Raw genomic sequence first — 12323 nt, forward strand, 5'->3', positions numbered from 1 at the left:
GCACGTCTGCCCGGGGCAATCACGTGCCGGGGAACGTGCTGCGCTCGAACAGCGCCAGCGCCCCCAGGATCGACCCAGTGGCGACCACATGCATCAGGATCAGGGCCGCGGCAGTCGAGAGTTCCGGTGCCGCCCCGAGCGGCGGGATCAATAGGATCAGGAAGACGACCAGCGCCAGCACGACGAAGACTCGGAACGCTTGGCGGGTAAACCGGCGCAGTACCCCGTACACGACCGTCGCGATTATCAGTGGAACCGCTGTGAGGACCACGACTCCACCTGCGGTTACCTCGGAAGGCTCCCGGTTCGGCGGCTGCACGACGAACGACGCGCCGAGCGCATCGGCAGACAGGTAGATGACGACGTTGAGCGCGACCGCGACGATGGCAGCCAGCACCCCCGCATGCCAGAGCCGGGCCAGCCGCCACGATCGTCGCCGGGGCATCGAGGTGGCCATCGCGCGCCTCCCCAGGAGCTCGCCGAACCTCCCCGCGATTCGTGACTATTTTAGTGTACGCCTGTAGTGTACGCCGCCACAGGCACTACCGCGAGCCTCCGGCGACTCTCCCTGCTCGCGGTGAGTGGCCATCGAGGCCCGTTCGGAGCGAGTGACCGGCGTCGTGCCGGGTATGGCCAGCAGCATCACGAAGCGCCGGCTGAGGCCAGGTCATGCCCGGGCGCTCTCGGTCCCGGCAGAATACAGCGGTCTCCGAAGGCGGAGACTACGTCCCCACCTGGGGCAGGGCGGCGAGCGCCTTCCGGATCTCCTCCTCCGGATGCTCGTAATCCTCGAGCCGGCCTGCCAGATAGGCCTCGTAGGCACCGAGGTCGAAATGCCCGTGGCCGCTGAGCCCGATCAGGATCGTCTTCTCCTCGCCGGTCTCCGCGCAGCGGCGCGCCTCATCGATCGCCGCCCGTACCGCGTGCGCCGACTCGGGGGCTGGGACGATGCCCTCAGCGCGAGCGAAGAGCACCGCGCCCTCGAAGACCGCGTTCTGGGGCAACGCCAGCGCCTCGATAATCCCCTGCTCGTAGAGCAGACTCACCAGCGGTGCCATGCCGTGGTAGCGCAGCCCACCGGCGTGGATCGCTGCCGGGATGAACGTGTGGCCCAGCGTGTGCATCTTCATGAGCGGCGTCATCCGCCCGGTGTCGCCGAAGTCGAACGTGTAAGCCCCGCGCGTCAGGGAGGGGCAGGCGGTGGGTTCGACCGCGACGATGCGGATGTCCCTGCCCTCGAGCTTCTCGCGGACGAAGGGGAAGGCAAGGCCGGCGAAGTTGGAGCCGCCGCCGACGCAGCCGAAGATCACGTCGGGATAGGTGCCAGCCAGCTCGAACTGCTTCTGCGCCTCCTGGCCGATCACCGTCTGGTGGAGCAAGACGTGGTTGAGCACGCTGCCGAGCGAGTACTTCGTATCCTCGCGGGTAGCGGCATCCTCCACCGCCTCGCTGATGGCGATGCCCAGGCTGCCGGGCGAGTCCGGGTGCTCGGCGAGCACGCGCCGGCCGGCCTCGGTGTCCGGGCTGGGGCTGGGCACGCAGCGAGCGCCCCAGGTCTCCATCAAGATGCGTCGGTAGGGCTTCTGCTCGTAGCTGGCGCGAACCATATAGACCTTCAGCTCCAGCTCGAAGAAGGCGCAGGCCATGGCCAGCGCGCTGCCCCACTGGCCGGCACCGGTCTCCGTGGTGAGTCGTTTCACGCCCGCCTGTTTGTTGTAGTAGGCCTGCGCCACTGCGGTGTTCGGCTTGTGACTGCCAGCAGGGCTAACCCCTTCGTACTTGTAGAAGATACGGGCTGGAGTCCCGAGCACCCGCTCCAGCCGGTGCGCGCGGTAGAGCGGAGTGGGACGCCACAGCCGGTAGACGTCACGCACTGGCTCCGGGATCTCGATCCAGCGATCCCGGCTCACCTCCTGCAGGATCAGCTCCATCGGGAACAGCGGCGCCAAGTCATCGGGGCCGACCGGCTGACCGGTGCCAGGATGGATCGGGGGCGGCGGTAACGCCGGCAGGTCTGCCGCCAGGTTGTACCAGTGCGTCGGAACATCGCTCTCGTCGAGGACGAACTTGGTGGTCTTCAGATCCTTCGCCACCGCCGGCCTCCCCCCTGCGCCTCGATCGGTACGGTACTACGGATCGCCAGTGCCTGCTGGCGCGGCATTCTACCGTATCGCTCCACATCTCGCACGAGGTTCTAGAGCAACGGGCAGGGGATCAGCGCTGGGTCACACCGGGCTCGATGCTCCGCCCATCTCGGTTCAGCCCGCCAGGTAGCGGGACCAGGCAAGCGCTCTGGCCTTCGGGCGAGTCGAGCGAGCAGCCGCGGAAGGGTTCGGGCAAGCGGCGATGCTGCTCCGGCTGAAGCGTGACGTGGGCGATGCCGAACCGCTCGCGCAGCAGCGCGGCCAGCTCGATCAGCATCTCGTGCCAGTCGCGCCGGTCGTTCACCTCGACGTGGCCGCTCAGGGCCACCAGACCAGAGGTCACCGTCCAGATATGCAAGTCGTGGACGCCCTCGACTCCCCTGACCTGCTGCATGGCGTGGCGCACCTCCGCCGGGTCGATATGGGCCGGTGTCGCCTCCAGCAGCACGTCGACGGAGTCCCAGAGCAGCCGCCAGGCACTCCGCAGGATGAGCAGGCCGATCCCGATCGAGAGGATCGGGTCGGCCAGGTACCAGCCGGTGGCGAGCATGACGACGGCCGCGGCGATCGTCCCGACCGAACCGAGCAGGTCTCCCACAACGTGGAGGAAGGCGCCTCGGACGTTCAGGTCATGGGTATGCATGCCGCTGCGTATCAGCACCAGGGCCGATCCGGCGTTGGCCGCCAGCCCGAGGACGGCGATGACGAGCATCGGGAGCGTGTCGACCGCTGGTGGTTCGATCAGTCTCTGAATCGCCTCCCAGAAGATGAAGAAGCAGATCACGATCAGGGTTGCCGCATTGGCGAGAGCAGCCAGCACCTCGGCCCGGTAGAAGCCGAACGAGCGCGCCGGCGTGGCCGGTCGCCGCGCCAGCCAGACAGCAAAGAGCGCCAGCGCCAGCGCCGCCGCGTCGGTGGCCATGTGGCCGGCATCGGCCAGCAGCGCGAGCGAGTTGGTGAGCAGCCCGCCGGCCACCTCGATTACCAGGAAGAACACCGTGATCGCCAGAGCTAGCGCGAGCGGCCGTGGCTTGGACGACCCCACCGGCTCGTGCACATGATCTCCGTGAACTCGACCCATCGCGCTCGATCCTCGATTTCGATTCACTCGAGAGACTCGGCCTTCGCGACCGCTCCATCATAAGCGTACCGGAAGGACCGTGCCAACCGTCATTAGCGGCGAATCGCGGTGCCCCGGAGGCGAAATGTCGTCCCGTTTCCCCGCCCACGTCCCCATGTCCCTTCCAGTAACCGTGGCCCATCGACCGGTGCCTGCTCGCCTTGACAGGCCGAGGGGTGCGGCCTAGAATGCATGCGTACGTACCAGAGGGAATCGGTTCCAGGAGGCACACAGGTCGCGTTGAGACTGGAATAGGCGAGGTAGCGAGAGGCCGGGGCTGCTGGCAGCCCTGACCGATTTCCTATCAACTCGGAGCGCACGGCTGCCAAAGATCTGTGTAGAGCGGGTGTGAGATCACTCAGGGACGAAAGCGAGCGAGGAGAGGGGTCGAGATAGCCGGCGATGCCTGACCGGGACGATCAGCGGACAGCCATTTCTGCGCGCGAGGAAGGAACACAGTCTATGCAGGCCCCTTGGCCCGTCACGATTTTCCCGAATCCCTGTACCGGCGAGATTCCTTGGCTGGCCCTGGCCTGCGAGCCAGGCGAAGTCCCGCCCGAGGTCACGAGCTCGTGCCTGGTCCTGAACTACTGGCGGCGGCAGCGAAGCTGTCCACCCATCGGCGAAGGCGAGACCCCCAACGCGGCGTTGGCCGACCTGATGGCGGCACTCTCCCGGCGAGCAGCCAGCTAGCGAGAGGAGCCGGCTGCGTTATGCCCGACCAGCGCGAAGCTATCGCCATGGTGATCAACGCCATTCGCTCGTCTGGTCTGCCCTTGGCTGCCTGGAGCGTGGAGCACGGAGAGCTTCACCTGCTGCTCTCCGGGGGAACGGACATCGCTTTGCCACTGGCGCAACTCGGCCATCAGGCGCCCGGCAGCCTGGTCGCCGAGCTCGTCCGCCGGCTTCCCCGGCAGATGGCCTCGATGACCGTCCGGTCCCCCGAGGACATCGTCGAGCTGACTCCCAACCAGGCTGCCCGTCTGCGCTTCGTGCACTGGCTGGTCACCACCGGCCGGCTCGCCGGTGACACGGCCGTCGTAGGCCCGGCTCCCGCGGTCGAGGCCCGGCTCAGCGCCACCTGATCACATCCTCTCCCACGCTGACAGCGCGCCCCACGCGCTCAGACGGGCTGGGAGTAGATCGGGACTTCAGCCTCGGACACGCCGAGACAACGAGCCGCTCTTGGACGTTACCCTGGATGGGCGCGATGACGCCCTGATCCAGCCGCTCCAACCGCCGGACGTGAATTCCCAGGCCGCGCCCGCGTGCCGTCCAGGCTGGCCTCGACCAGCTCGACCCGCATCTGCCCAGCTCCTTGCGGGGCGAGGGTCCACGGGCCAGTCCTCACCCGATCGCGTCCAGCACGGTACCGATCGCCTGCCCGAACCCGGCCGGCCGATGCCAGCAGCCCATCGCTCTCGCCGCCACACTGGCCAAATGTACCTGCAGAGATAGTACCTTTCGCTATTGCCGCGCCGGGCGCCCTGCGGCTGAATCGGGACGGAGCTCCGAGGTAACCCCGCTGGCTTCGGGGCTGTGCGCGGGGTCCCATGACCTCAAGGGGGGATACGAGTATCATCATCAAGCGAAATCGGGCGAGAAAGCCTCACTACTCTGTCAGCGACTGCTTGGAGATCGTACGTGAAGCAAGACAGCAGGCGGAACGTTCAACCCGTGGCGTCAGAGCAGCAGGACTTCGTCGGGAGCGACGAGGTCCAGGAGCAACTGGAGGCCTTTCACCAGTACCTGGCCAGCCTGGAGGTGCGTGAAGGGCTAGACCAGGTACAGCCACCGGAGCGGCTACTCCGCTACTCGGAGATCGAGAACCTGGTCAGATGGCGAGTCACGCTCAAGCCAGTGCGGAGCTTGCGGGCGGCCGCGCGCTTTCGCGCAGCGCTCTCACAGTTGCCGCTCTGCATCACCGCGCAGGCCTGCGATCTCAGCCCCGAGGAGCTGCACTTCAGCCTGACCACGGTCCACCTCTCGCTCGCAGAGGTCCGTGCCCGGGTCGAAGCTGCGCTCCACGCGACCGGCTGCCTGGGCGTGGTGGACGTGGAGCCGCAATCCTTGGAAGACGCGTAGCGAGGTGCCCCATGCCCTTCTATGGTGATCTGGAGGACTTCCCGCTGCATGCAATCCTCCAGGGGATCACCTCGACCGCCAAGTCGGGTCGCCTGACCCTCGGCACATCGTCGGACGAGATCACGCTGGTCTTCGACCGGGGCCGAGTCGCTGCGGTTACGACGAGCGACGGGCGCCTGCGCCTGGGCCGCGTGCTGGTCGAGCAGGGCTACGTGAGCGAGGAGCAATTAGAGCAGGCCCTGGCGCTCCAGATGGTCAGCCCCACGCCCGTGCGGCTCGGGGATCTGCTCCTCGAGCTGGGCTTCGTCACCCGGCAGCAGGTGAAGCTGGCGCTAACGGCCCAGCTCGAGGAATCGCTCTTCCGCATCCTGGTCAAGCCGAGCGGCTCGTTCGCCTTCATCTCGGAGACACCTCCGGCTGCGCCCGACGAGACCATCCTCGACGAGACACCGCTCGAGCCGCTCGTGCTCAACGCGATCCGCCGGGCCGACGAGTGGATCGCCTCCCGCGGGCGCCGCGAGGTGATCACGCTTGCCGACGAGGTGACCGATCCTGCCGTCCTCGATTCGCTCACCCGCGTCGAGCGGGCCGTCCTACTGGCGCTGATCAACGGGGCGACGACCGTGCACGATCTGCTCGTCGAGACAGGTCATCCCCTGCCGGAGATCGATGCCGCGCTGGCGACGTTGTCACGGCTGGAATTGATCAGAGTCACGGAGGAAGCCCCAGACTCGCGGCCCGCGAGCGAGTAAACAGCGGGGCCGTGGCTGGCGACGCTCAACGCTGGAGCATTACCACCCCTAGCAGTCGAGCACCGACCCGCTCTAGAGCCTGTTTCGCGGACTGCGCTGCGGTCCGCCGCGTATGCCCACTCCGCACCAGCAACACTACGCCATCGACGCGCGGCGCGATCGCGAGGGCGTCGCCGAAGTCGGGCGCCGGCGCTGTATCGATGACCGTATAGGCTACTTCCCGGCAGACCTTCTCCAGAAACGCCGCGAACCGCGGCTGGCTGAGCAGGTCCGCCGGGTTCACCGCTCCCGCCGGGGACAGGCTCCCCGCCGGGACGAAGAGGAGGCGGTCATAGGCGGTAGCCACGAGCGGCAGCGGCGCTTCAGGATCATGGCTGCGCAACCACTCGGCTAGCCCGGCGTCGTTGGAGCGCCCGAGCAGGCCATGCAGTCGCGGCGTGCGCAGGTTTGCATCCACCAGCGCGACCCGGTCGCCAGCCAGTGCCAGCGCCGCGGCGAGATTCGCGGCGACCAGCGGACTATCGTTGCCAGAACCGGCCTCGGCCACCAGTACCGAGCGGACTGCCCGCTCGCCTCCCGCGAAGACGATCGCCGCGCGCAGCGAGCGATAAGCCTCCGCTTCCGGTGAGGTCGGCTCAGCCACGACAGCGAGCCGGCTATCCGGGTTCCCAGACCGCATGCTGCTCCCCCTTCGTCCTCGGCCTGACGGCGCGTTGTGCTTCATCTGACCGATCGTGGCCAGCGCCAGGTAACGCTGCACGTCACGCTCGTTACGAAGCCGATCGTCGAAGTACTCGACACCGAAGGCCAGTACCACGCCGAAGGCGAGCCCCAGCAAGAGTCCAGCGGCGCTGTTGAGCTTCACGCGTGGGCCGATCGGGATGCTGGGCGGCCCCGGCGACTCCAGCTTGACCACTTCCACCGTCCCCTGGATCCGCTCGCCGCGCGGGTCGGTGAAACGCTCCAGGATCTGCTGGTTCTCTGCGGCCGATCGCGCCACGAAGGCGTCAGCGACCGCGTTAGCGATGGCCGCAGCCCGCTGAGGATCGGTATCCGTGACCACGATCTGGACGAGGTTGCTGTCCTGGTTACGTCCGAGGGTGAGGGTTCCCATCGCGTGGCCGGGGTCGATATCCAGGCCGGCTTGCCTGAGCGCCTGGCTGACGAAGTCCCAACTCCGGATAAGATCCTGGTACGAGGCGAGCCGATTCTTGGCGTAGAGATCGAGCCAATAGTCCGGCGGCTGGGCGACCGCCATCAGGCGGACGCTGACCTGGTAGGTGCGGGGCTGCGCGCTGGTGTAGAGGAACGCGGCCAGCCCGGCGACGAGGGCGGCAACGACGAGGATCCACCAGCGCCGGGCCAGAATCGCCAGGTACTCCTCGGGCCGCACGCGGCTACGACCTCCTCACCGGGATGACGCCGATCACCGGCAGGCCGAGCGCGTCCTGTACCGCCTCGGCCGTGTCGAGCGTATCGGCGAGATAGTCCACCAGGAACGCCACGAGCACGCCACCGACCACCGCTACCGCGAGCTGGAGCGCCCACAGCATCTGCTGGCGCCTGGTATCAGATGCGGCCCCGAGTGGCTGCTCGATGACCGAAATGATCGCGCGCCGCGAGGCGTCGTCGAAGCCGAAGTACGCCGTCCCCCGCTCCTCCAGTGTCTGGGCTGCCGCCTGGGCGATGGCAACTGCGCGCTGGGGGTCGAAGGAGGTCGCCCGGATGGTCAGCGCGCGGTTGCGGCGCTCCACGCTGAGCGCGCCTTGAACCTCGCCGGCCGAGATCTGCATGCCAGTCGTCCGCGCCAGCCTCTGCTCGACATCGGCGGCGAAGACATTGCCGCGCACGACCTCGGTGAAGTCGTCGACCGTATATTCGTTGGTCAGGTAGAGGTAGTACTCATCGTAGCGGAAGACGTCGGGCGGCGCTTCCTGCGGCACGCGGGTGACGATGAGCCGGGCCGTGGCCGTGTAGCTCGGCCGGCTCTGCACGGCTTGCAGTACTACGCCGGCCAGCACCAGGGCCGGCAGGATCAGGGCGATCCAGCGTCGCCGCCAGAGGATAGCCAGGTAGGCCCTCAGCTCCATACGCGCTGCACCTCTTCGGATACCGGGGCGCCAGGCATGGCCCGGCGAGCCTCGAGCTCCCGCTCGATCAGCTCCCGCATCTCCTCTTTGAACCGGGCACGGCTGAACCGCCGGGCCTGGCGCACGATCTCGCCAGTCGAGAAGTGTAGCCGCTCGAAGCGGCGCACCGCCTCGATGAGCGACTCTACTGTCTGATCCGGGAAGAGCACGCCGGTGACCCCGTCGACCACCGTGTCGAGCGCGCCGCCCCGAGCCAGCGCGATCGCTGGCCGGCCTGCGGCTTGCACCTCGACCTGGGCAATCCCGAAATCGTCCTCAGCGGGGAAGATCGCCGCCCGGCAGCGGGCGTAGAGGTGGAACTTCTCGTCCTCAGGTACCTGGCCCAGAAACTCGACCGTCGGCCCGGCCTGGGCCATCAGAGCCGCGCGGTCGCGCCCCTCCCCGACGATCTTGAGCGGGAGCCCGAGGGCGTTGAAGGCAGCGATGGCCAGGTCGATCCGCTTGTACGGCACCAGCCGGGAGACCAGCAGGAAATAGTCGCCGATCTCCCCGGGCGGGGCCGGCCGTGCCCGCTCGACGTCGACCGGCGGGAAGATGACTGTCGCCTCGCGCCCCCACCAGGCCCGGATCCGCTGCGCCACCGCAGTGGAGTTGGCCACGATGACGTCGACCCGCTGCGCGGTCGCCACATCCCAGCGACGGAGCCAGGCCAGGAGAGGAGGCAACGCGCGGCGCAGCAGCGGGCCGATCTGCTCGCGCTCGGCATACTGGCGGAAGGTCCAGGCGAAGCGCATCGGGCTGTGGCAGTAGCAGACGTGCAGCGCGCCGGGCGCCGGGCGCACCCCCTTAGCGAAGGCGCTGCTGGAGCTCAGGACGACCTCGTAGCCATCCAGCCGGAAGCGACGGAAGGCCAGCGGGTAGAGCGGCAGGTAGATCTGGTGGTGGCGGTGCACGCCGGGCAGGCGCTGCATGAACGAGGTTCGGATGTCCCAGGAGCGGTAGGCAGGCGGCATGGCACCGGGGTCGTACATCGAGGTGAAGACCGGGGCGCCGGGAAAGAGCTCGTGGAGCGCCTCGAGCACGCGCTCTGCTCCGCCGTACTGGTTGAGGTAGTCGTGGACGAGCGCCACCCGTCCCAGCACTGCCTGCTCCCCGACTCGCGGCCGGTCTTCTCCAGCCACCCATCATACCCTAACGTCCCAGCGCTGCCCGGTGGACAGGAGATGGCGGCAGATCTCGCGCCGGGCGATGGCGGTTCGGACGCGCTGGCGTGCAAGGCCGGTCGATCCCCGGACTGGAGGGAGGTCAGGGGGCCGGGACGATGACGTAGCGCATGATCGGGCGGCGATCCGAGCGCCGGGCTACCTCGACGAAGCCGGCCCGCTCGAACGCCGGAGCCAACCCAGTGAAACTCCGGACAGCTTCCACCGCCTGGCCGCGAGGATCGACCGGGTAGGCCTCGACGATCCGCGCGCCCTGCTGCGCCGCGTACGCCACGGCCGCCTGGATCGAGGGCACGAGCAGTCCCCGCTTCCGGTACTCTCTCGCCACGAAGAAGCAGACGATCGACCAGACCGGCTGGTCGTCCACGCGCGCCAGAATGCGAGACCGCTCGAGCGCCGGGTACGACTCCCGTGGGCCGATGGAGCACCAGGCGACGGGCCGCTCGTCGAGGTAAGCGAGAACGCCCGGCACCTGGCCGGAAGCGACGATTCCCTGCAGGACCTGCTTCCGCTCCGCGGCGGAGTAGCCGGAAAACTCCGAGCGGCTCAGCCGCCACCAGGTGCACCAGCAGCCACCATTCGCCCCGCGCGGGCCGAACAGCCGCTCGAGATCCCCCCAACGCTCGGCCGTCACCGGCCGGGCATCGAGCTTCATCACGCTATCTGGAACAGTCACCGGCGGGAGATCATCGCCATTTACGCGCCGCCTCCAATCAGAGTCCCAGGGCTGGCCCCGCAGAGTGATCGTCGCGACACTCACCACCAGCGCCGGTAGGAGGCTGAGGCTGTGCCGTGCGGGCACCGCCGGGTTTCTCGCCGAACGGGGAGGTTCGACGTTTCCCGTGCCCGGCTTTGCCGTTCACTTCACGGCTCAGCCGGCTGGGCGAGCTCGCCTCGGAGCAGTTCCCGGATCAGCTCGACGACCGGAACCGGGTCCCTGACCGGCTCGATGGCGACTGAGACGTGGCCACCAGGGAGCGGGGCGACGAACTGGTAGAAATTCCCATAGCGGACCAAGACGAACTCGAGCCCGCCGCAGTCGATGTTCCCTCGCTGGGTGGTCAGGGTCAGGATCGCCGGGTTGACGAGCAGCTCTTCGTACCTGTCTGACTCAGCGCTGCTCGCGCCGCCGATGCCCGCCCTCGTCGCGGACACCAGCTCACCGTCGCGGTAGACGGCGGCGTAGCGGATGGACGGGTGAAGCCCCAGCAGCGCGTCGAGCAGGCTCTGCATGGCCACGCTACCTCCCGGCGAGCCAGGCTCGGATCGACTCTCTATGCTCCGGGTAGTGCCAGCACGTGTTCCCCGCGACCAACACCCAGACGGGGCGACCACCGGTCCAGGCGAACCGGTCTGGCGCGGACAGCTCGTCCTCTGGCAGCGCCTCGATGGCTGCGAGCAACTGCTGGTAGGTCTCGCGCTCCTCGGCCAGCAGCTCATCCAGCGGGCGGTCGCGGTTGGCGAGGAAAACGCGCTCGTTGATCTCGTCGAGATCACCCTGGAGGCCGCGCTCGCCGGTACGCAGTCCATCGAGCACGGTGCGCTCCCAGAAGCCGATGTGCGCCACGATGTCCTTGATTGACCAGTCGCCCATGGCGCCGGGTTCGCTCGAGCGTTCCGGGTCGATCTCGGCCAGCAGTGCCTCCCACTCGGCGCGGGCGGCACGCACCTTTTCGAGCAACTCCGCCTTGGTGATGCTGTCCAGCACCGTAACCTCCCTGCTCCGAGCACCGGGAATCGCTTGCCCCCGGCTGCCCCTCGAGCCGGCCGCTGGCGGCCTCTAACTCGCTGGAAGCCACAAACTCGTTATACGATAGCGAGCGACACCTAACCTGTCAAGATCCTTTCGGCGGTTTGGCTACATCACAGGGCCCGGGCGCCCCGTCGCGAGGGGCACTGTCGCGGCTGGCTCACGTTCGCTCTCGACGAACACGACGGGAGCGGCGTGACGAGCCGGGCAGACAGCGAGGCGGAGGCCGACCGGGCTGGCAGGGCGCGAGGTCGCCCTCAAGCCGGCTGGAGCACGAAGTGAGCGCCGTCGATCTCCAAGCGGCGCGGCTCGGCCAGCCGCTCGACCAACAGGGCCACCTCCACCGGGCCGTCGCCCCGAAGACGGATCCGGTGAGCTACCAGCCCCTCGGAACCGGCCGGCTGCGCGAGGACGATCCGGTGCGGCCCGAGCGTGAAGGTCGCCGTGATCGCCTGGAACTGCTCGTCCTGGCCGCGTTCCGGTTCGCCAGCGTCGAGAAGGCTCTGGTACTCGCGGATCGCCCGCTCCAGGTCGCTGACGGCGACCGTGACCGCCGCGAGACCAATCACACCGAGCGCGTGCTGCGCCTGTTCGCCGCCAGGGACGCGCAGCTCACGTGGGGTGACGTCCTGAATCAAGAAGGGGAGCGCGCCGGTGAGGTCATCGGTCGGGGTGGCGCCGCGCCACTCGACGACCTGCCCATCAGGCCGCCGGCGGCTGCCCGCGGCCGGCCCGTGGTACGGCAGCCCGCGGCTTCGCAGACGCTCGACCTCACCTGGCAGGTCGTCGCTGGCCAGGCAGACGTCGATGACACCAGGCCCGGAGGACAGGAAACGGTACCAGCGGTGGGCATGCGGGCGCTCCGGCTCGCGGAAGGCCAGCAGCTCCAGGTAGGCACCGTCGGCGAAGCCGACCAGCGCGTTGTGAGTCCCGCCCGGATGCTCGCCGCCGATGACGACCTGAAATCCCCGTGCCCGGTACGACTCGACCGCCGCATCGAGACACGCTACCAGCACGACAACGTGATCGACTTGTCCCAGCATCGGCCGCTCCCCTGATCCACCGATTCAGTGCCAGGCCAATCATGCGGCCCGTTGCCTTGGAGAGCAAGGCCAGCGAGCACCGGCGCAGTCGAGTAGCCCCGACAGAGGCACCGGAG

Annotated in this window: 14 protein-coding genes; 4 read left to right on the forward strand and 10 right to left on the reverse strand. The window is 68.2% G+C overall.

The features are described from left to right. Positions 1 to 19: 19 nt before the first annotated feature. The 3 genes from NET02_RS10710 to NET02_RS10720 all read right to left on the reverse strand — a co-directional run bounded on the left by NET02_RS10710 (position 20) and on the right by NET02_RS10720 (position 3225). Entirely contained in the window at positions 20 to 457 is a 438-nt protein-coding gene (locus NET02_RS10710; protein WP_284057406.1) for a DUF6069 family protein, read from the reverse strand. Positions 458 to 722: 265 nt separating this feature from the next. Next, positions 723 to 2093 carry a TrpB-like pyridoxal phosphate-dependent enzyme gene (locus tag NET02_RS10715; RefSeq protein WP_284057407.1) on the reverse strand — a complete coding sequence of 457 codons (1371 nt, stop codon included), beginning with the start codon at positions 2091 to 2093 and terminating at the stop codon, positions 723 to 725. 121 nt (positions 2094 to 2214) lie between these two features. Further along, entirely contained in the window at positions 2215 to 3225 is a 1011-nt protein-coding gene (locus NET02_RS10720; RefSeq protein WP_284057408.1) for a cation diffusion facilitator family transporter, read from the reverse strand. Between the two features lie 501 nt (positions 3226 to 3726). Between NET02_RS10720 and NET02_RS10725 the strand changes: the two genes are divergently transcribed. The 4 genes from NET02_RS10725 to NET02_RS10740 all read left to right on the forward strand — a co-directional run bounded on the left by NET02_RS10725 (position 3727) and on the right by NET02_RS10740 (position 6101). Beyond that, positions 3727 to 3957 carry a hypothetical protein gene (locus NET02_RS10725; RefSeq protein WP_284057409.1) on the forward strand — a complete coding sequence of 77 codons (231 nt, stop codon included), beginning with the start codon at positions 3727 to 3729 and terminating at the stop codon, positions 3955 to 3957. Positions 3958 to 3977: 20 nt separating this feature from the next. After that, entirely contained in the window at positions 3978 to 4349 is a 372-nt protein-coding gene (locus NET02_RS10730; protein ID WP_284057410.1) for a hypothetical protein, read from the forward strand. 592 nt (positions 4350 to 4941) lie between these two features. Then, complete coding sequence (locus tag NET02_RS10735; RefSeq protein ID WP_284057411.1) at positions 4942 to 5349, forward strand: hypothetical protein; 408 nt, start codon at positions 4942 to 4944, stop codon at positions 5347 to 5349. An 11-nt stretch (positions 5350 to 5360) separates the two neighbouring features. Beyond that, entirely contained in the window at positions 5361 to 6101 is a 741-nt protein-coding gene (locus NET02_RS10740; protein ID WP_284057412.1) for a DUF4388 domain-containing protein, read from the forward strand. A gap of 25 nt (positions 6102 to 6126) precedes the next feature. Here the strand turns inward: NET02_RS10740 and NET02_RS10745 are convergent, their stop codons facing one another. The 7 genes from NET02_RS10745 to NET02_RS10775 form a co-directional block, all read right to left on the reverse strand. Next, the gene (locus NET02_RS10745) at positions 6127 to 7494 is read right to left on the reverse strand and encodes a tyrosine-protein kinase domain-containing protein (RefSeq protein ID WP_284057413.1); all 1368 of its coding nucleotides are present in this window, start codon (positions 7492 to 7494) and stop codon (positions 6127 to 6129) included. 4 nt (positions 7495 to 7498) lie between these two features. Further along, positions 7499 to 8191, reverse strand: coding sequence for a Wzz/FepE/Etk N-terminal domain-containing protein (locus NET02_RS10750; RefSeq protein WP_284057414.1), 693 nt, complete (start codon positions 8189 to 8191; stop codon positions 7499 to 7501). Further along, positions 8182 to 9372, reverse strand: a complete 1191-nt coding sequence (locus NET02_RS10755; RefSeq protein ID WP_284057415.1) for a glycosyltransferase — start codon at positions 9370 to 9372, stop codon at positions 8182 to 8184. Before NET02_RS10755 ends, NET02_RS10750 begins: the two co-directional genes overlap by 10 nt. A gap of 124 nt (positions 9373 to 9496) precedes the next feature. Then, positions 9497 to 10090 carry a GNAT family N-acetyltransferase gene (locus tag NET02_RS10760; RefSeq protein WP_284057416.1) on the reverse strand — a complete coding sequence of 198 codons (594 nt, stop codon included), beginning with the start codon at positions 10088 to 10090 and terminating at the stop codon, positions 9497 to 9499. 188 nt (positions 10091 to 10278) lie between these two features. Then, positions 10279 to 10647: a hypothetical protein gene (locus NET02_RS10765; RefSeq protein WP_347711036.1), complete on the reverse strand. Its 369-nt coding sequence runs from the start codon at positions 10645 to 10647 to the stop codon at positions 10279 to 10281. A 7-nt stretch (positions 10648 to 10654) separates the two neighbouring features. Continuing rightward, a complete protein-coding gene (locus tag NET02_RS10770; RefSeq protein ID WP_284057418.1) occupies positions 10655 to 11122 on the reverse strand; it encodes a ClbS/DfsB family four-helix bundle protein in 468 nt (155 codons plus the stop codon). Between the two features lie 299 nt (positions 11123 to 11421). Further along, positions 11422 to 12207 (reverse strand): VOC family protein, encoded by a 786-nt coding sequence (locus NET02_RS10775; RefSeq protein ID WP_284057419.1) that lies wholly within the window; start codon positions 12205 to 12207, stop codon positions 11422 to 11424. Positions 12208 to 12323: the final 116 nt, after the last annotated feature.

This window comes from Thermalbibacter longus, assembly GCF_023806485.1.
Taxonomy (GTDB): Bacteria; Chloroflexota; Chloroflexia; order Thermomicrobiales; family Thermomicrobiaceae; genus Thermalbibacter; species Thermalbibacter longus.